At 64.0% G+C, this 18,835-nt stretch carries 20 protein-coding genes; 11 read left to right on the top strand and 9 right to left on the bottom strand.

The genetic code is table 11. The features are described from left to right. The first annotated feature begins 67 nt into the window (after nt 1–67). Both HWY05_RS15710 and HWY05_RS15705 read left to right on the top strand, forming a co-directional pair. Nucleotides 68–346, top strand: a complete 279-nt coding sequence (locus tag HWY05_RS15710) for a BrnT family toxin (RefSeq protein ID WP_035562588.1) — start codon at nt 68–70, stop codon at nt 344–346. Between the two features lie 39 nt (nt 347–385). Continuing rightward, nucleotides 386–646 carry a BrnA antitoxin family protein gene (locus HWY05_RS15705; RefSeq protein WP_231584993.1) on the top strand — a complete coding sequence of 87 codons (261 nt, stop codon included), beginning with the start codon at nt 386–388 and terminating at the stop codon, nt 644–646. Nucleotides 647–709: 63 nt separating this feature from the next. Here the strand turns inward: HWY05_RS15705 and HWY05_RS15700 are convergent, their stop codons facing one another. The 6 genes from HWY05_RS15700 to pxpB form a co-directional block, all read right to left on the bottom strand. Then, entirely contained in the window at nt 710–2,512 is a 1,803-nt protein-coding gene (locus tag HWY05_RS15700; protein ID WP_176058899.1) for a tetratricopeptide repeat-containing glycosyltransferase family protein, read from the bottom strand. Nucleotides 2,513–2,687: 175 nt separating this feature from the next. Continuing rightward, complete coding sequence (locus HWY05_RS15695; protein ID WP_176058898.1) at nt 2,688–3,644, bottom strand: DUF979 domain-containing protein; 957 nt, start codon at nt 3,642–3,644, stop codon at nt 2,688–2,690. After that, entirely contained in the window at nt 3,641–4,390 is a 750-nt protein-coding gene (locus tag HWY05_RS15690; RefSeq protein WP_035554578.1) for a DUF969 domain-containing protein, read from the bottom strand. The genes HWY05_RS15695 and HWY05_RS15690 overlap by 4 nt, the downstream gene beginning before the upstream one ends. A gap of 328 nt (nt 4,391–4,718) precedes the next feature. Next, the gene (pxpA, locus tag HWY05_RS15685; RefSeq protein WP_035554580.1) at nt 4,719–5,471 is read right to left on the bottom strand and encodes a 5-oxoprolinase subunit PxpA; all 753 of its coding nucleotides are present in this window, start codon (nt 5,469–5,471) and stop codon (nt 4,719–4,721) included. A gap of 93 nt (nt 5,472–5,564) precedes the next feature. Then, nucleotides 5,565–6,617 carry a biotin-dependent carboxyltransferase family protein gene (locus HWY05_RS15680; RefSeq protein WP_176058897.1) on the bottom strand — a complete coding sequence of 351 codons (1,053 nt, stop codon included), beginning with the start codon at nt 6,615–6,617 and terminating at the stop codon, nt 5,565–5,567. Further along, nucleotides 6,614–7,267, bottom strand: coding sequence for a 5-oxoprolinase subunit PxpB (gene pxpB / locus HWY05_RS15675; protein ID WP_035554585.1), 654 nt, complete (start codon nt 7,265–7,267; stop codon nt 6,614–6,616). The genes HWY05_RS15680 and pxpB overlap by 4 nt, the downstream gene beginning before the upstream one ends. Before the next feature lie 210 nt (nt 7,268–7,477). On the opposite strand from pxpB, the gene HWY05_RS15670 reads away from it, so the two are divergent. After that, on the top strand, nt 7,478–7,990 hold the full coding sequence (locus HWY05_RS15670; protein ID WP_035554587.1) for a winged helix DNA-binding protein: 513 nt from the start codon (nt 7,478–7,480) through the stop codon (nt 7,988–7,990). A gap of 118 nt (nt 7,991–8,108) precedes the next feature. Here the strand turns inward: HWY05_RS15670 and HWY05_RS15665 are convergent, their stop codons facing one another. Further along, nucleotides 8,109–8,651: a 5-formyltetrahydrofolate cyclo-ligase gene (locus HWY05_RS15665; RefSeq protein WP_244146619.1), complete on the bottom strand. Its 543-nt coding sequence runs from the start codon at nt 8,649–8,651 to the stop codon at nt 8,109–8,111. 77 nt (nt 8,652–8,728) lie between these two features. Here HWY05_RS15665 and HWY05_RS15660 point away from each other — a divergent pair, with 77 nt between their 5' ends. From HWY05_RS15660 to HWY05_RS15645, 4 genes are all read left to right on the top strand, one after another. Continuing rightward, on the top strand, nt 8,729–10,696 hold the full coding sequence (locus tag HWY05_RS15660; RefSeq protein WP_035554594.1) for a lytic transglycosylase domain-containing protein: 1,968 nt from the start codon (nt 8,729–8,731) through the stop codon (nt 10,694–10,696). 92 nt (nt 10,697–10,788) lie between these two features. Then, nucleotides 10,789–11,742 (top strand): complex I NDUFA9 subunit family protein, encoded by a 954-nt coding sequence (locus HWY05_RS15655; RefSeq protein ID WP_035554596.1) that lies wholly within the window; start codon nt 10,789–10,791, stop codon nt 11,740–11,742. 28 nt (nt 11,743–11,770) lie between these two features. Next, nucleotides 11,771–12,424, top strand: a complete 654-nt coding sequence (locus HWY05_RS15650) for a glutathione S-transferase family protein (RefSeq protein ID WP_176058896.1) — start codon at nt 11,771–11,773, stop codon at nt 12,422–12,424. Beyond that, nucleotides 12,421–13,653: a multifunctional CCA addition/repair protein gene (locus HWY05_RS15645; RefSeq protein WP_176058895.1), complete on the top strand. Its 1,233-nt coding sequence runs from the start codon at nt 12,421–12,423 to the stop codon at nt 13,651–13,653. Before HWY05_RS15650 ends, HWY05_RS15645 begins: the two co-directional genes overlap by 4 nt. A gap of 10 nt (nt 13,654–13,663) precedes the next feature. On the opposite strand, the gene HWY05_RS15640 is transcribed toward HWY05_RS15645, so the two are convergent. Then, the gene (locus HWY05_RS15640; protein WP_035554600.1) at nt 13,664–13,858 is read right to left on the bottom strand and encodes a DUF2905 domain-containing protein; all 195 of its coding nucleotides are present in this window, start codon (nt 13,856–13,858) and stop codon (nt 13,664–13,666) included. Nucleotides 13,859–13,889: 31 nt separating this feature from the next. Continuing rightward, the gene (locus HWY05_RS15635; RefSeq protein ID WP_176058894.1) at nt 13,890–15,086 is read right to left on the bottom strand and encodes an SAM-dependent methyltransferase; all 1,197 of its coding nucleotides are present in this window, start codon (nt 15,084–15,086) and stop codon (nt 13,890–13,892) included. A 13-nt stretch (nt 15,087–15,099) separates the two neighbouring features. On the opposite strand from HWY05_RS15635, the gene HWY05_RS15630 reads away from it, so the two are divergent. The 4 genes from HWY05_RS15630 to glmU all read left to right on the top strand — a co-directional run bounded on the left by HWY05_RS15630 (nt 15,100) and on the right by glmU (nt 18,813). Continuing rightward, nucleotides 15,100–15,918, top strand: a complete 819-nt coding sequence (locus tag HWY05_RS15630; protein WP_035554604.1) for an SDR family oxidoreductase — start codon at nt 15,100–15,102, stop codon at nt 15,916–15,918. A 45-nt stretch (nt 15,919–15,963) separates the two neighbouring features. After that, the gene (locus tag HWY05_RS15625) at nt 15,964–16,359 is read left to right on the top strand and encodes a dihydroneopterin aldolase (protein ID WP_035554606.1); all 396 of its coding nucleotides are present in this window, start codon (nt 15,964–15,966) and stop codon (nt 16,357–16,359) included. Between the two features lie 3 nt (nt 16,360–16,362). Next, on the top strand, nt 16,363–17,337 hold the full coding sequence (gene ttcA / locus HWY05_RS15620) for a tRNA 2-thiocytidine(32) synthetase TtcA (RefSeq protein ID WP_035554608.1): 975 nt from the start codon (nt 16,363–16,365) through the stop codon (nt 17,335–17,337). A 114-nt stretch (nt 17,338–17,451) separates the two neighbouring features. Further along, nucleotides 17,452–18,813: a bifunctional UDP-N-acetylglucosamine diphosphorylase/glucosamine-1-phosphate N-acetyltransferase GlmU gene (gene glmU / locus HWY05_RS15615; RefSeq protein ID WP_176058893.1), complete on the top strand. Its 1,362-nt coding sequence runs from the start codon at nt 17,452–17,454 to the stop codon at nt 18,811–18,813. The last annotated feature ends 22 nt before the right edge of the window (nt 18,814–18,835 follow it).

Raw genomic sequence — 18,835 nt, 5'->3', positions numbered from 1 at the left:
GGCGCACGCTGACGTAGCCTGCCTTCGCATGCTATGCTGTATGTACAAACGTCAATACAGGTGGCGCGTGCTTTTTGAATGGGACGAAATTAAGAATCAGATCAACATCCGCAAACACGGCATCGACTTTGGCGATGCGATCGACGTGTTCAATCATCCGGTACTGACGGCGCTGGACCAGCGCGAAGACTACGGCGAGGAGCGCTGGATCGCGCTGGGCTGTATTTCGGTGGTCCTGGGTGTGGTGGTGTATGTCGAGCGAGACGAAAATGTGCTGCGGATCATTTCAGCGCGTAAGGCAACCCGCCACGAAGTCACGCAATACAAGCAGCGTATCTGGCACTGACTGAAACCGGCGCCATCGCGGCAAACAAGCAGAGGTGAAATGATGAAAAAGAAATCGGCAACAGACTGGAAGCGGCTTGCATCGTCCAAAGACGAGCAGATCGATACGAGCGAAATGCCCGAACTGGCCGGCGACTTCTTCGAGCGCGCCGAACTGCATGTTCCGCCGAAGCAGGCGGTGACCATGCGCCTCGACGCGGACGTGCTGAGCTGGTTCAAGGAGCAGGGGCAGGGTTATCAGACGCGCATCAACAAGTTGTTGCGCGCTTACATGATGGCGCAGCAGCGTCGGCGGCCTTAACCTCGCGTCGCGCGCGGCTGGGCGGCGTGTTGAGAGACGCTGTGAGCGGGCGTCGCGTGGGTTTTAATGGCGGCCGTTGCGTAGCGCTTCAGACACCTGCTCGACCACCGGCGCCCAATCGCCCAGCGTCGTCTGCCGGAACAGCGTCATGCCGGGATACCACGGCGAATCGCTGCGCGTCTCCAGCCAGCGCCAATCGGAGTTGGCGGGCAGCAGCAACCACACCGGCATGCCCAGCGCACCGGCCAGATGCGCAACGCCCGTGTCCACCGAGATCACCAGGTCGAGATTCATGATCAGTGCGGCGGTGTCTTCGAAGTTCGCCAATTCCGCGGTGAAATCGTGAGCGCGGAACGCGGTCGGCGCGTCGGCCAACTGCGCGTGCGCGGGACCTTTCTGCAGCGCGTACCAGGCCACGTTGTCCAGCTCGCCGAGCCGGTGCAGTTCGGTCAGCGTGATCGAACGGTAGCGGTCGTTGCCGAAGGTCGGGCTGCCGGCCCAGACCAGTCCGACTTTGCGCAGCGTCTGACCGGCGGCACCCATGCGCTTGCGCCACGCGTCGATCTTTTCCGGCTTCGCGAATAAATACGGAACCTCTGCGGGTAGGGTGGATAACTCCGTGCCGATGCATGACGGTACGCTCATCATCGGGACCCAGAAATCGTAGTGAGAATCGGGCTGGCCGCTGAATGCGCGGCGCACGCCCGGTGTGCGCTCCGCCAGCGGCAGCAAAGGCTCGCGCACGCGGAGGTCGACCGTTGCGCCGAGCCGTTCGAGCACGCGCGCAAAGCGCAGGAACTGGAAGTGATCGCCGAAACCCTGTTCGCCGACCAGCAGCAGATGGCGTCCGGCAAGCGGCTCGCCGCGCCATTCGGGCACGCCGGGAATCGCGAGCGCGTCGTAGTCGCTTTGCCGCCAGCGCCGCGCAGAGACAACCCAGCCCTGCTTATAGTCGCCACGCTTGAGCAATAGCCACGCGAGGTTTTGATGCGCGTCCGCGTAATCCGGATCGAGCGCCAACGCGCGGCGATAGAAAACTTCCTCCTCGTCCAGTCGGCCCTGCGCGCCGAGCGAACCGCCGAGGCACACCAGGTGAACCGGATTCGGCTTGAGCGCAACCGCGTGCCGGTAGTGCGCTTCGGCGCCCGCATAGTCGCCGCGCTTACCGATCAGGCTGCCCAGGTTGATATGCGCTTCCACGTAGTCCACTCGCAGCGCCAATGCTTGCTCTAAGCTGGCGATGGCCGCTTCGTGATGTCCAAGCGCGTTATGCGCGTTCCCTGCGTTGAAGTGTGCCTGGGCCGATTGCGGATCGAGCGTCAGCGCGTGGCGATAGCACGCGAGCGCTTCGTCGAAACGTTCGAGCCTGGCCAGCGCCGTGCCGAGATTCAGATGAACGTCGACCATCGCGGGGTTCGACGCCAGCGCCTGCCGGTAGTGTTCGAGCGCTTCGCCGAAGGCGCCTTGTGCTTGCAACGTGACGCCGCGGTTGTTGTGCGCGTCGGCGAAATCCGGTTGGCGTTGTAGCGCCTGGTCATAGCAGATCAGCGCCTCGTCGGCATGGCCGAGTGCGGCGGCCACGAGACCGCGGTTGCTCCAGCAGGCAGCGTCGTCGCGGTCGAGTCTGAGTGCCTCGCTCATCAACCGTGCGGCGGTTTCATGATCGCCGCGCTGATAGTGCAGCACGCCGAAGTAGTGCAGGACGCGCGGATTGGCGGGACCGAGTGCCAGCGCCTGGCGGTACAGCGATTCGGCGGCGCGGGGCTGGCCCGTTCGATGTGCGGCGAGTGCGGCGTCGATCAACGCGGCGAGATGGGACGGCGGCGAGTCGCTACGCGCGTCGTCGACGTGGGAAGGTTGTTCCATGAAAACCTGCTCGGGAGTGCCGCCGGCGCGCATTGCACGCGTCGGCGAGCCGTGGAAGGGAGGCAATCCGCCATCCTAGGTTCCACCTCGTTGAGGCGCGATCGGACGCATCCCAATTGGGATGCGTATCCGTCGCACACTGCACCGATATCTACCGCATTGAAACGCAGGCGCCCTACAGGAACATCAGAAAATTCAGCAGGAAGATGTTCACGACCAACATAGTCAGCGCGGTCGGAATCTGTACCTTGATCACCGCGTTCTTATCCGGCAGTTCCAGCAGCGCGGCCGGCACCATGTTGAAGTTCGCGGCCATCGGCGTCATCAGCGTGCCGCAGTAGCCGCTGAACATGCCGATCGCGACCATCACCGCCGGGTTGCCGTGGAACACGCCCACCAGAATCGGCACGCCGACGCCGCCGGTCATCACCGGGAAGGCGGCGAAGCCGTTGCCCATCACCATCGTGAACAGCGCCATGCCGATGCAGTACACGGCCACCGCGATAAAGCGGTAGTCGAGGCTGATGTAAGCGATGGTCACGTGCGCGACGGCTTTGCCGACACCCGCGTCCGAGAACACTAGGCCGAGCATGCCGAGCATCTGCGGCAGCACCGCAGCCCACGACAACGCATCGACGAGGCGCCGCGCTTCTTTCATCGACTGGCCGACGGTGTCGCGCGTCAGCACGCAGGCAATCGCGAGCGCGATCACGCAGCCAATGCCGAAGCCAATCAACGTGACGTTGGCCTTTTCGATCAGCGGCATTCCGCCGAAGATCAAATGGCTCGCCGACAGCGTGACGATCACGGTCACGACCGGAATGGTCAGTGCGGGAATGAACAGCTTGTTGCCGAGACGCGCGGCGCTAGCCTTGCGTGCTTCGAGCGACAGTGTTTTCGCCTTGCCCGCGGTGACGCCGCCGAAGCCGGCGATCAACGCCATCACGATCACGGCCACGCCCACCACGGCGGGCGGCAGCTTGTCGCCGATCAGAAAAATCAACGCATAGAGAATCCAGAAACCGCCGGCGGTGAAGCGGCGCGGGTGTTCCTTATCCGTGACGATCATGCCGCCGATCACCAGCAGCACCACGCCCAACAGCCAGAACAGATAGTTGATCGTGAGCGTCATGCTTTGTCTCCTGCGGCGGATTGCGTCGGCGCGACCGTGGCGCTGGCGGCCGCGGCATTGCCGCGCAATTCACGTTCGAGTTTGCGGTCGAGCAGATAAAGGCGGAAGCCGTGAACGAGAAACGCGCAGATCGCGGTGGGAATGCCCCAGACCGCAACGTGAATCGGCTCGACGACAATGCCGGCCTCTTTCAGGAAGGTGGTCATCAGCACGATCGCACCGAACGCGACGAAGATGTCCTCGCCGAAGAACAGGCCCACGTTGTCGGTGGCGGCGGAGAACGCGCGCAACCGGAAACGCACCGCGTCGCTGATCTTGCCGAAGCGGGTTTCCGTCGCGCCTTCGGCCATCGGCGCGATCAGCGGACGCACCATCTGCGGATGACCGCCGAGGCCGGTCAAGCCGACCGCCGCCGTCAATTCGCGGATCAGCAGATAGACGATCAGGAGGCGTCCCGCCGTAGCGGCTTTGATGCCGCCGATCCACGCTTGCGCGCGCTCACGCAGACCGTGCCGTTCGAGCAGGCCGATCACCGCGAGCGGCAAAAAGATAATCAGCGGGATATTGCGGGTTTTGATGAAGCCGGTGCCGATTTCGGCCAGGATTTTTTCAGGCGGGAAGTGCGCGGCCAGACCGGTGACGATCGTGGCGACGGCCACGATCAGCATCGGATTGAACCGTAATAAAAAGCCGACGATGATGACGGCCACGCCGATGAGCGGCCATAGACTGACGGTTGTCTGCATCTGGATCTCCAAACAGGGTTTCAACCTTGCCGCTTGTGACGGCTAACGTGTGCCGGCGCGTCGTGATTCACGCGCCGTTTTGTTGCCGCGGCTCTTCATGGCCGCGTTGCTTCGAACGACAACATCTGCGCTACACCTGCCTATACCGCTTCGGTACTACCTTTGCTGATACTGATTGACTGCGGGTAATGCGATGCGTCGTGCGCCTGGCAAACGCCCCGCCTGGAGCGGGGCGTTTGGGGCATGACAACGGTCTTTGCACAACGGTTGAAGCGCGCTGTCCGGTCGGTTCGCCGGTTGGGCTCAGATCAACGTAAATCGGCGCGGCTCAGACGCGCGTCGCGCCGGCCGCGTGGACTTCGATGCCGGCGTCTTCCAGTGCGCCGCGAATCCGTCGCGCGAAGGCGAGCGCATGCGGGCCGTCTCCGTGCAGGCAGATGGTCTGCGCGTTGAGCGGGACCCATTGACCGTCCACGGCTTGCACGCGTTGCTCGCGCACCATCGCGAGCGTGCGTTCCAGCACCTGGTTTTCGTCGTCGAGCAGCGCGCCGGGCTCCTTGCGCGGCACGAGCGAACCGTCGGCGCGATAGCCGCGGTCGGCGAACACTTCTTCGACGGCGATCAGCCCTGCGTTGCGCGCGGCGGTGACGAGTCCGCTGTTGGCGAGCGCGAACACCGCCACCGACGGATCGAAATCGTGCACGGCGGAGACGATCGCGTCGGCGATCTTCGGATCGCGCGCGGCCTGGTTGTACAGCGCGCCGTGCGGCTTGACGTGCGCGATGCGCCCGCCTTCGGCCTGGGCGATCGCGGACAATGCGCCCAACTGGTACAGCACGCCCGCGTAGATGTCGTTGGCCGGCAGGTCCATCTCTTTGCGGCCGAAGTTTTCCGGATCGTTAAAGCTCGGATGCGCGCCGATCGACACGCCTTTTTCCACCGCCCAGCGCACGCAGTCGCGCATCGCGTTGGCGCCGCCCGCATGCCAGCCGCACGCGATGTTCGCCGAACTGACGAGGTCGAGCAGCGCTTCGTCGGACCCGCAGCCTTCGCCGAGGTCGGCGTTCAAATCGATTTCCATGGTGTTCCTCTACGCTCAAGACAACGCCGGGCCACCCCGGGTTTGTCGCGACGAGGGCAGTCCCTCGCAGCGCCAGACTCGGAGCGCCCGTTTTTACAGCGCCGCGACGGCCGTCTGCCGCGCGCAGCGTTCTTCATGCATCGCGATCGCGGCGTCGATCTGCCGCAAATACGTGCGTTCTTCCAGTAAGGCCTGACGCGCCTCGTAAGGCGTCGTCGGAATGAAGCGGACGGCGGCGTTCAGACGCACCTGAGCCAGTTTCCACAGATCGGCCTGGATCACCGCGCCGATCTTCGGATAACCGCCGGTGGTTTGCGCGTCGCTCATCAGCACGATCGGCTGGCCGTTTGGCGGCACCTGAATCGTGCCGGGCAGCACCGCGTGCGACAGCAGATCGGTTTTCTGCGTGCGTTTGAGTTCGCTGCCGGCAAGGCGATAACCCATGCGATTGCTGTTCGGCGTGACGAGCCATTCATCGGACCAGAACGATTTGTGCGCGGCTTCGGTGAAGTTGTCGTACTCGGGCCCGCGCAGCACACGGATCGGTACCGCCCACGGCACGCCAGACGGATGCCGGCCGCGCCGCAGCGGCTCCTGAACCAGCACGAACTTGCACCAGGAGGGCGCTTTCACGCCGAATGCCGGCGCCTCGGGCGTGAAGCCGAGATGGCCGCGCTGCGGCGGCGCGCCGACCGGCAGGCGGTCGCCGTCGCGCAGCGCGCGGCCGCCGAGTCCGCCGAAGTGGCCGGCCAGATCGGTGCTGCGCGAGCCGAGCATCGGCAGCACGTCGATACCGCCCGCTATGCACACATAACCGCGCATACCGCGCCTGGCCGTGTTCAGCACCAGTTCCTGACCGGCCTGGACCGGCAGGCTCCACCAGGAATAGACCGGCTTGCCGTCGAGCGTCGCGCCGAATTCGGTGCCGGTGATAGCGACCCGCGTAGCGCGCAAAAACCGCAGCACGGTCGGGCCAAAGGTGATTTCCAGACCGGCCGCATCGGGCCGGTTGCCGACCAGCCGGTTGCCGACTTCGAGCGACAGTCGGTCGAGCGCCCCGCCCATCGCGACACCGAGATGCCGGTAGCCATGACGCCCGAGGTCCTGAATCGTGGTCAGCAGACCCGCGCGAATCACATCGATCATGTGTGTATCCCCGCGATGGTGAAGCGCACCCGGTCGCCCGGTTGCAGCAGCGTGGGCGGGCGGCGCGCCGGGTCGAACAGCGGCAGCTCGGTGCGGCCGATCAACTGCCAGCCGCCGGGTGACGTGGCCGGATAAATGCCGGTCTGTTCACCGCCGATCCCAACCGAGCCCGCCGGCACTTCGAGCCGCGGCGACGCGCGGCGCGGCGTATGCAGCGCGGCGTCGAGCCCGCCCATGTAAGCGAAGCCCGGCTGAAAGCCCAGAAAGAACACCACGTACTCGGCATTCGAATGACGTTCGACCACCTCGCGCACGCTCAAACCCGTGTGATTGGCCACGGCTTGCAGATCGGGACCGAACTCGCCGCCGTACTGCACCGGAATATCGACGTCACGCCCAGCCTCCGGCGCTTCGGCCGCGGCGTCCCAGGCCGCCTGCAACTGGCCGGCGAGCGCCTCAGGGTCGGCTTCGAGCGGATCGAACACGAGCGTCAGATTGTTCATGCCCGGCACGACTTCCAGCACATGCGGCCAGTCGCCCGCGGCTGCGGCGGCGGCCCACACGCGCCGCTGGCAGTCCAGCGTGGCGGGCGGCGGCGCTTCGCAGACTAGCGCGGCATCGCCGAGCGGGAAGATTCTTGGTTGGCTCATGGCTTAACGGCCCAGGACGAGTCGGAGGAGTCGAACATCTGGCGGACCTGCTGCCCCTATTAACGGCATCGGGTTCGCGATGGTTGAAGCGTACATTATCAATAAAATATCAACAATTTCTCAATAAGCGTTTTTGCCAGGCTCGCCGGGACCGATGGCTCGTCGTACACTCCCGACACCTTCCCATCCTGTTTGCCGAGAATCGTCATCATGTCGCGCCATCCCACCAAGATCGTTTCGTCGGAGCACCTCGTGTCCGACAGCAGCGCGGAACTGTCCGAACTTGAATACGCGCTGATCATGGCGGGCAACGCATTCAACCGGTGGATGGTGCGTTGCATGTCGGCAGCCGGAGAAAAGGACATGACCGCCATCGAAGTTTCGCTGCTGCACCATGTCAGTCATCGCGAGCGGCGCAAGAAGCTGGCGGACATCTGCTTCGTGCTGAACATTGAAGACACGCACGTCGCCACCTACGCGTTGAAAAAGCTCGTAGCTAGAGGGTATGTAAAAAGCGAAAAGACCGGCAAGGAAGTGTTCTTCTCGGCGACCGATGCAGGCCGCGAGTTGTGCATGCGGTATCGCGAGGTCCGCGAGAGCTGTCTGATTTCGACGCTGAAGGAGAGCGGCCTGACCAACGAGCAGATCGGCGAGGCCGCGCAACTGATGCGCAACGCGTCTGGTTTGTACGACACGGCGGCGCGGGCGGCGGCTTCGTTGTAGTTGCGCGTTGAGCGTCTGGGTGGTTGAACGGGGCAGCGTCTGACTGCCTTACTCACTCACTGAGTGAACGCGAGCCCCGAGATCGAAGCCCGCCTTTCTCGCCGCGCCGGCCGAACGCTCAATTCACCGGACGCGGATAAAGCCCTGCCTCGGTCACGATCAGGTCGAGCGGCATGTCGTGGGCTTCGCGTCGCAATGCGTCGGTCCGACACGCTTCATAAGCGACGCCGACCGTGAGCGGTTGCGTCGCCCCCGGCCACGCCGCTAGCGTGCGGTCGTAATAGCCACCGCCATAACCCAGCCGGTAGCCTGCCGCGTCGAAACCGACGCATGGCACGAACAGCAGATCGGGAATCACCACCTGCCCGGAAGTCGGTTCGGCGATCTTGTGATGACCGAGCTTCATCGGCGTATCGGGCGTCCATGCATGAAATTCGAGCGGCACGCCGCGCTCCCTGACCACCGGCAAACTGGCTTCGCGTTGCGCGCCAGCCGCGAGCCACAGCGCGATCGCGCCGCGCGCGTCGAACTCGCCGGTGAGTGGCCAGTAGAACCCCACGCGGTTCACGTCATGGCGCTTCAACACGTCGAGCATGCGCCGTCCGAGCGCGGCATTGTGAGCCGGCTCGGAAGCCGCTTGTAGCCTGGCTTCCAATAGCATTCGACGCAGTGCCTTTTTCGATTCGGCGACGGGGTTGCATGCTATGCTTGGGTTCAATTCGCGCTCCAGAAACAACGATGTCAAAACGCCTTTACCGAGTATATCGCGCGGCCGGTCTGGCGCTCGCCGCTGCGGCGCTCGTCGCGTGCAGCACGGCCTCAGCCGTCAAGCCCATTCCCATTTCGCAGCTCTCGAACGACGACCAGATTTTCGTCCAGCTTCGCGAGGCCGCCCGCAATAACGACGCGGCGCGTGCAGCCCAGCTGGCGAGCATGATCCCGAACTATCCCGCGCCTTCTTATCTGGCGTACTTCCAGCTCAAGCCGCAGTTGTTCGACTCGAGCGGGCATGCCCGCGTCGACGCGCCGGACGCGCCCGTGCTGGCCTTCCTGCAGCAGTACGACGGCCAGGCGATCGCCGACCGTCTGCGTAACGACTACCTGACGGTGCTCGGCGCGCGTCACGACTGGCGCAACTTCGACCAGCAATACGCGCGCTTCGTCCTGAACGACGACACGCAGGTGAAGTGCTATGCGCTCGAATCGCGTGCGTCGCGCGGTGAAAATGTCGCCGACGCGGCGCGTGCGCTGCTGGTCGATCCGAAGTGGTACGGCGACGGCTGCGTCGATCTGATCACCTCGCTGGGCGTAAGCCGCCAGTTCAGCACCGACGACATCTGGCAGCAGATCCGTCTCGCGTACGAACAGAACTACACCGCCACCGGCAGCAAGCTCGTCGACGCGCTCAGCAACCAGCCGCCCGATCCGGTGCTGTTCGGCCAGGCCACCAGCACACCGCCGTTGCTGCTGGCACGCGGCGTCGGTCCGGATGCGCAGTCGCATCAACTGGCGTTGCTGGCGATCACGCGCATGGCGCGCAACGATCCGGCCATGGCCGCGGCCACGTTCGCATCGGTGGCGCCGTCGCTCAGTTCACCCGAACGCGCGATAGGCTGGGGCACCATTGCTTATCAGGCTGCCGCCAAGCAGATGCCGAGCGCGGTGGACTGGTATCGCCTGTCGGTGAACGCGCCGCTGTCGAACCCCGCGTATGAATGGCGCACCCGCACGGCACTGCTGGCGGGTGACTGGACGATGGTGCGCTGGTCGATCGAGCAGATGCCGGCCGCGCTGCGCAATCAGCCTTCGTGGATCTACTGGCATGCACGCGCGTTGAAGCAGGCAGGCGACACGGCCACCGCCAACCAGGAATTCGAATCGATCTCGCAGGGCTTCAATTTCTACGGCCAACTGGCCATGGAAGAACTCGGCCAGAAGATCACGGTGCCGCCGAAAACCTCGGTGACCGACGCCGAAGTCCAGCAGGCCGGCAACACGCCGGGCTTCGATCTGGCGCAGCGTTTCTACGCGCTGAATCTGCGGCTCGAAGGCAATCGCGAATGGAACTGGCCGCTGCGCAACATGAGCGACCGGCAACTGATCGCCGCCTCCGAATACGCGCGCCGTATTCAGTTGTATGACCGCACGGTCAACACGGCGGACCGCACGAAGAGCGAGCACGACTTCTCGTTGCGTTATCTGTCGCCGTTCCGCGATATCGTCGAGCGCGATTCGCAGTCGAACGGGCTCGACGTGGAATGGGCCTATGGGCTGATTCGCCAGGAATCGCGCTTCATCATGAACGCACGCTCCGAAGTCGGCGCGAGCGGCTTGATGCAGTTGATGCCGGGCACCGCGCAACTGGTCGCCAAGAAGATCGGCCTCGGTCCGATTTCGCGCGAGCAGATGAACGACATCAACACCAATATCCTGCTGGGCACGAACTACCTGTCCATGATCTACAATCAGTTCGACGGGTCCGCCGTGCTCGCTACCGCCGGCTACAACGCCGGTCCGGGCCGGCCGCGCAACTGGCGGCAATCGTTGCAGCGTCCGGTGGAAGGCGCGATCTTCGCCGAGGCGATTCCGTTCCAGGAAACCCGCGACTACGTCAAGAATGTGTTGTCCAACACGGTCTACTACGCGGCATTGTTCGAAGGCCGTCCGCAATCGCTGAAGGCGCGTCTGGGTTATATCGCACCGTAAGCGCCGTGCCGCTGCCGCTCGGGTCCGCGTTCGACCCGAGCGGCAGCGCGCCACGCCAGCCCTTGCCGCGGCTTCCACCAAGGGAGTCGAAAATGCGACATCAAGCCGTTGCGATCATCGGCGGTTCCGGTTTTATCGGCAGTCATCTCGTCAATGCGCTCGTTGAAATGGGCAAAGACGTGCGCATCGCCACCCGGCGGCGCTATAACGCCCGCCATCTCACGCTATTACCCATCGACGTGATCGAAGCCGACGTGTTCGATCCGGTTCAACTCGCGCGTTTTGTCGAGGGCGCCGATTGCGTGATCAATCTCGTGGCCACGCTGAACGGCAAACGCGGCAGACCGTATGGTCCGGAGTTCGCGCGCATGCATGTCGAACTGCCGACCAAAATCGTCGCGGCTTGCGAGGGCAAGGGTGTGCATCGCCTGATTCACATCAGCGCGCTGGGCGCCGATTCGAACGGTCCGAGTATGTACACGCGCTCGAAGGGCGACGGCGAGAAGGCCGTGCACGCGGCGAACCTGGCGTGGACGATTTTCCGACCGTCCGTGGTGTTCGGGCCGGAGGACCAGTTCCTCAACAAGTTCGCGTTTCTGCAGAAGATGTTTCCGGTGATTCCGCTCGCCATGCCCGATGCGAAATTCCAGCCGGTGTATGTCGACGACGTCGCGAAAGCCATCATCAACGTGCTCGACATGGACGCCGCCAGCGGCCACACATACGAACTCGGCGGCCCGACCGTGTACACGCTCGAAGACCTCGTCGCCTATTGCGGCGACGTGATCGGCAAGCACGCGCGCATCATTCGTCTGCCGGAAGCATTCGCGCGTTTGCAGGCGCTGACGTTCGAAATGGCGCCCGGCGAACCGGTGATCTCGCGCGACAATCTGGATTCGATGAAAGTCGACAATGTATTGAGCGGGCCGCTGGCGCCTGAACTCGGTATCGAGCCGACCAGTATCGAAACCATCGCACCGGTCTATCTGACCGGCGCGTCGACGCGCTCGCGCTTCGATACGTTCCGCGCCAGCGCCGGACGCTGAATTTACTTTTTCTCCCGTTATAGAAAGCATGAAGCTGCTCATTGGTGACAAGAATTATTCGTCGTGGTCGATGCGTCCATGGCTGCTGCTGAAGCATTTCGGCATTCCCTTCGACGAGGTGCTGATCCATTTGCGCGAACCCGGCACGACGGCCGCGATCCTGGCGCATGCGCCGCGCGGACCGGGCAAAGTGCCGTGTCTGATCGGCGACGACGAACAGATCACGTGGGATTCGCTGGCGATCGCCGAGACGCTGGCCGAGCGCTTCCCGCAGCACGCGCTGTGGCCGCGCGACGCGGCGGTGCGCAACCACGCACGTAGCGTGAGCGCCGAGATGCATTCGGGTTTCGGCGAGTTGCGCTCGAACATGTGGATGAACATTCGCGCGTCGTTCCCCGGCAAGAACGCAACGCCGGGTGCGCTGGCCGACATCGCGCGAATCGACGCGTTGTGGCGCGACTGTCTCGACACCTACGGCGGCCCCTTCCTGTTCGGCGAGTTCAGCATTGCCGACGCGATGTACGCGCCGGTGGTGATGCGCTTCAACACCTGGCAACCGGCGTTGTCGGAAGCGGCTTTGGCCTATGCCCGCCGCGTGACCGCGCTGCCGGCCGTGCAAGCCTGGATCGACGACTCGCTGCGCGAAACACACGCTCTTCCCGATCAAGACGTATGCCCATGAAACTCTACGTGGTAGGCGGGGCGGTTCGTGACGAGCTACTAGGCGTGCCGGTGCAGGACCGCGATTACGTCGTGGTCGGCGCGACGCCCGAGCAGATGGTTGCGCAGGGTTACCGTCCGGTGGGTAAGGATTTTCCGGTGTTTCTGCATCCGCAGACGCATGAGGAGTACGCGCTCGCGCGTACCGAGCGCAAGACGGCGGCGGGCTATCACGGCTTCCAGTTTTTCTATGCGCCGGACGTGACGCTGGAGGAAGACCTGGCGCGCCGCGACCTGACCATCAACGCCATGGCGCGCGAGGTGCGACCGGACGGCGAGCTGACCGGTCCGGTGATCGACCCGTTCAATGGGCAGGGGGATTTGCAGGCGCGGCTCTTCCGTCATGTGAGCGATGCGTTTCTCGAAGACCCCGTGCGGATCTTGCGAATCGCACGGTTTGCCGCGAGGTTCGTGGATTTCACGGTCGAGCCGGATACGCTGGCGTTGATGCGCAAGATGGTGGCCGACGGCGAAGTGGACGCGCTGGTCGCCGAACGCGTCTGGCAGGAAGTGTCGCGCGGTTTGATGGAGAAGAAGCCTTCGCGCATGTTCGAGGTGCTGCGCGCGTGTGGCGCGCTGGCGCGGATTCTGCCGGAAGTCGACGCGCTGTACGGTGTGCCGCAACGCGCCGACTATCACCCGGAAGTGGACACCGGCGTGCACGTGATGATGGTGGTCGACCACGCCGCGCACCAAGGCTACGCGCTACCGGTTCGCTTTGCCGCGTTGACGCACGACCTCGGCAAAGCAACCACGCCGGAAGACGTGTTGCCTCGGCATATCGGTCATGAAGAGCGCAGCGTGAATCTGCTGAAGCCGTTATGCGAACGCCTGCGCGTGCCGAACGAGTGCCGCGACCTTGCGCTGCTGGTGGCGCGGGAGCACGGCAACATTCATCGCGTGATGGAAATGGGCGCGGCCGCGCTGGTGAGGCTGCTCGAGCGCAGCGACGCGATTCGCAAGCCGGCGCGCTTCGCGGAAGCGTTGCAGGCTTGCGAGGCGGATGCGCGTGGACGGCTGGGTTTCGAGGCGCGGGATTATCCGCAGGCCGAGCGGCTGAGAGTGGCGCTCGTCGCGGCGCGTGGTGTCGATGCCGGTGCGGTGGCGAAGCGGTTGGCCGATGCGCCCGCGGGAATCAAGGACGCGGTGCACAAGGAGCGGATTCGGGCGGTGGAAGCGGCGATGGGCTGATCAGGCGTAACTACAACAGCCTGGCCAGCAACGACAACACCATCGACAGCACCAGCGTCGACATAAACGGAAACGGGTACTCGCGGCCGAACAGCCGCAAGGTCACGTCGCCGGGCATGCGTCCAATGCCGATTTTCCTCAGCCACGGCCAGCAGGCCGACAGCACGGCCACCGCTACAAACGTCGTCAACAGCCAGCGGATCATTGCGCGTTCCCGAGCCGGATCAGGCAAAAAATCACAGCGTATGCGAGCGGTCGCCGCTCGAAAACGCCTGCAACGTGTCGTCCAGACCGCGCGAAAACGCGATCACCTTGAACAGCTCACCCATCTCGGCCTCGGACAACAACTTTTGCACCGCGTTTGCCGCGGGCAAGAACCGTTTCGTATCCGACGGATCGATTTCCGACAGCGCCTCGGTGATTCCGGCGTTCAACAAAAACCGCGCTTGCGACGTGAAGCCGAGCAGATCCGCGCCCGTCTCGCAGCCCGCTTCGGCGATGCCGGTGAATTCCACGTGCGCGGTAATGTCCTGCAAGCCCGGATACAGAAACGGGTCGCCGTGCGCGCGATGCCGGTAATGGCACATCAGCGTGCCCTGCGCGCGTTGCGCGTGGTAATACTCGTGACGCGGGAACCCGTAGTCGATAAAGAACGCCGCGCCGCGCGTGAGCATCGTGCAGATGGTCCGCGTGAAGGCGCGTGCCGCTTCGTGCGTTTCGGTCACGTAGGCGTCGTTGGCGGTGTCGGTGTCGATTTCGGACAGCAGCCTGAGGTCGTCGGCGGCTGAAACCGCGCGATCCTCGAACGCAAACACGCCGTCGCGCGAAACGACACCGCGCTCATGCCATGCGCCGGCATTGAAGGCGAATAGCCGTACCGGCATCGCGTCCAGCACTTCATTGCCGATCACCACGCCTTCGAAGCGCTCCGGCAACGCGTCCAGCCAGCGCACCTTGGCGGCAAGCGAAGGTGCCCCCGCTTCGATCGTTTCGCGTTGGCGCTCGCGCAATTCGCCCGATAAATCCACGATCGCGTAACTGTCGAATTCCGCGCCCAGCGCTTCGAGGGCGACGAGCAAGCCCGCCGCCAGTTTGCCCGTGCCGGCGCCGAATTCCATCACGTCGCGCGTGCCGCTCGCCTGCAGCGCTTCCGCGAGCGGACGCGCGAGCGTCGTGGCGAACAGCGGCGACAATTCGGGCGCGGTGACGAAGTCGCTGCCGTCGTCGCTGCGTAGCCCGAATTTGCGGGCGCCGCCGCTGTAATAACCGAGCCCTGGCGCGTATAACGCGCGCTCCATGTAGCGCTCGAACGGCAGCCAGCCGCCGGCGTTGTCGAGCTCCGCGCGCAGTTGCGCGACCAGCGCTTCCGACTGCGCCAGCGCGCTCGGGCCGGGAGCAGGTAAACTATCGGGTTGGTGAGCTTTCGGATTCATCCCCGCATTGTAAATGACCGCCTCTCTGGATACCGCCGCTGCCCGCGCGCCTGACGCGCCGCGAATCGTGCTGATTACCGGCGCCGCCCGCCGCATCGGGCGGGCGCTCGCGCTCGGCTTTGCCGCGCGGGGCTGGGACGTCGCGGTCCATTACGGCGAATCGCGCGAGGCAGCCGACCAGGTGGTCGCCGAAATCGTCGCGCTGGGACGCCGGGCGGTCGCGCTCCAGGCCGAATTGGGCGACGAAGCGCAGGTCGAACGGCTTTTGCCCGCCTGTATCGCGGCGCTGGGGCGGCCGGCGTGCATCGTCAACAACGCGTCGCGTTTCGAAGAAGATACGGCGCTCAATGTCGGCTACGAGTTGTTGCTCAAGCTGACCGCGATGAACGTCGGCGCGCCGTTGGTGCTGGCGCGTATGCTCCATGAGGCCACGCCGGAGGCCGCGCGCAGCGACGAAAGTCAGCGTGGTGTCGTGATCAATGTGTTGGATCAGAAGCTGTACAACATGAATCCGGATTACCTGTCGTACACGCTGTCGAAGGCGGCGTTGCAGACAGCCACGGTCGCGCTGGCGCAGGCTTTAGCGCCGAAAGTGCGGGTGGTCGGGCTCGCGCCCGGCCTGACGATGCAGTCGGGCGATCAAACGCCGGACGGTTTCGCCGCCGCCCACCGTACTACGCCTTTGGGTCGCGCGTCGCGGCCCGAGGATATTGTCGCCGCCGCGCTGTATCTCGCCGATGCAGCGGGCGTCACCGGAACGACGCTGGTGGTCGACGGCGGGCAGCACCTGGTGCCCCTGCCGCGCGACGTTATGTTTTTGACGGGCGCCTGAAACGCCCTTTGCGTGCTCCGCACGCTTTTTTCGACTGGAACGAACATGTTTGCCGCTCTTTCGCATCCCCGGCTCGCCGATTGCCGCCGGCTCTTTCTGCGCAATTACGAAGTGCACATCAACATTGGCGTGCACGACTTCGAAAAGCGCGGCGAACAGCGCGTCGTGATCAACGTCGAACTGTTCGTGCCGCTCGCGCTGTCCACGCCGGTGGCGGACAAGCTGAATGAAGTCGTCGACTATGACTTCATGCGCTCGACCATCGCGCGTCGCGTCGAACAAGGCCATATCCACTTGCAGGAAACGCTCTGCGACGACCTCGTCAAGACCATGCTCGAGCATCCGCTGGTGCGGGCCGCGCGCGTGTCGACCGAAAAACCGGACGTCTATCCCGACTGTGACGCGGTGGGCGTCGAAGTCTTCCGCGTCAAGGAGGATTGAGTCATGGCCACGCCCGACACCCTGAACCCGACGGTAGCCGCTGCGCCGACGAAGATGCCGCTCACACGCCGCGAGCAGAAAGAAGCGTACGAGAACAACAAGCTGTTCAAGCGGCTCGCGCGCCAGGTCGGCGAAGCGATCGTCGACTTCAACATGATCGAGGAAGGCGACAAGGTGATGGTGTGCCTGTCGGGCGGCAAAGACAGCTACGCAATGCTCGAGTTGCTGATGCGGCTGCGCGAACGCGCGCCGATCAACTTCGACATCGTTGCGGTGAATCTCGACCAGAAGCAGCCAGGTTTTCCGGAGCACGTGCTGCCCGAGTACCTGAAGCAACTCGACATTCCGTTTCACATCGAGAACCAGGACACCTACAGCATCGTCAAGCGGCTGGTGCCGGAGGGCAAGACCACCTGCTCGCTGTGCTCGCGGTTGCGTCGCGGCATTCTGTACCGCGTCGCGGGCGAGCTCGGCGCGACTAAAATCGCGCTCGGCCACCATCGCGACGACATTCTGCAAACGCTGCTGCTGAATATGTTCTACGGCGGCAAGCTGAAGGGCATGCCGCCCAAGCTGCAATCCGACGACGGCAAGAACATCGTGATCCGGCCGCTCGCCTACGTGAAGGAAACCGATCTTGAAAAATACGCGGAGTTGCGCGAATTCCCGATCATTCCGTGCACCCTGTGCGGCAGCCAGCCGAACCTGAAGCGCGCGGAAATGAAGGCGCTGGTCCGCGATTGGGAGAAGCGTTTCCCGGGGCGCATCGAGAATATGTTCAATGCATTGTCGAACGTCGTGCCGTCGCATTTGATGGATCGCAAGCTGTTCCCGTTCGCAGGCTTGCGCGCCACCGGCGAGGTCGATCCGCAAGGCGACATTGCGTTCGACGAAGAGCCGTGCTCGACCGATTCGAACGACGGCGCGATGCTCGGTGCATCGAAGTCGATTTCGATCGTTCAATTCGACGATCTTTAACGAAAACGCCCGAACTACGGGCATTTCAGCCGGTTATAGCGTGTTTCACAACGGCGTCGGCGGTGGGCTGCATGATAGAATCGGCGCCTCCAAACTCGTCTATTCGCCGACGCCATGAACATCGTTATTTTGGCGGCAGGCACCGGTAAGCGCATGCGGTCCGCGCTTCCCAAGGTGCTGCATCCGCTGGCCGGCCGGCCACTCCTCGCTCATGTCATCGACACCGCACGCGCGCTGAATCCCGCGCGTCTCGTGGTGGTGATCGGTCATGGCGCCGAAGCCGTGCGCCAGGCGGTGGCGGCGCCGGACGTCCAGTTCGCCGTTCAGGAACAACAACTCGGCACGGGCCACGCGGTGCAGCAGGCATTGCCGCTGCTCGACCCGAGCGCGCCCACGCTGGTGCTTTACGGCGACGTGCCGCTCACGCGCGCCAGCACGTTGCGCGCGCTGACCGACCGTGCGGGCGAGGGCGGCTACGGCGTGCTGACCGTCACGCTTGCTGACCCGAGCGGCTACGGCCGCATCGTGCGTGACGCGCACGGCAAGGTATCGCGCATCGTCGAGCAGAAAGACGCATCGCCCGAGCAACTCAAGATCGCCGAAATCAACACGGGCATTATCGTGGCGCCGACCGCGCGGCTCGCCGGCTGGTTGGCGGCCTTGAAAAACGACAATTCACAAGGCGAGTTCTATCTGACCGACGCGGTCGAAATGGCGATCGAGGCAGGCCTCGAAGTCGTGACCACGCAGCCGGACGAAGAGTGGGAAACGCTCGGCGTGAACAGCAAGCAGCAGCTTGCCGAACTCGAACGAATCTATCAGGGCGAACTGGCGGAGGCGTTGCTGGTGGCGGGCGTGACGCTGGCCGACCCGGCGCGTCTGGACGTGCGTGGCACGCTCGAATGCGGCCGCGACGTTTCGATCGACGTGAACTGCGTATTCGAAGGCCGCGTCACGCTGGCCGATAACGTCACCATCGGGCCAAACTGCGTGATCCGCAATGCGACGATCGGCGCCGGTACGCGTGTCGATGCCTTCACGCATATCGAAGGCGCCGAAGTCGGCGCGAACGTCGTGCTCGGACCGTATGCACGGCTGCGCCCCGGCGCGTCGCTGGCTGATGAATCGCATGTCGGCAACTTTGTCGAAGTGAAGAACGCGGTGCTCGGCCGCGGCTCCAAAGCGAATCACCTCACGTATATCGGCGACGCGGACATCGGCGCGCGCGTGAATATCGGCGCGGGCACCATCACCTGCAATTACGACGGCGCGAACAAATTCCGCACTATTATCGAAGACGACGTGTTCGTCGGTTCGGACACGCAACTGGTTGCGCCGGTGCGCGTCGGGCGCGGCGTGACGATCGCGGCGGGCACTACGGTGTGGAAAGACGTCGAAGCCGAGAGTCTGGTGTTGAACGACAAGACACAAACTAGCAAGACGGGCTACGTCCGCCCGACCAAGAAGAAGAGCTGATGAACATGACGCGCGCTTTGAG

Source organism: Paraburkholderia sp. BCC1876 (genome assembly GCF_902833695.1).
GTDB lineage: Bacteria > Pseudomonadota > Gammaproteobacteria > Burkholderiales > Burkholderiaceae > Paraburkholderia.
Note: the sequence above shows the minus strand (reverse complement) of the source record. Positions and strands in the feature narration are given on the sequence as shown.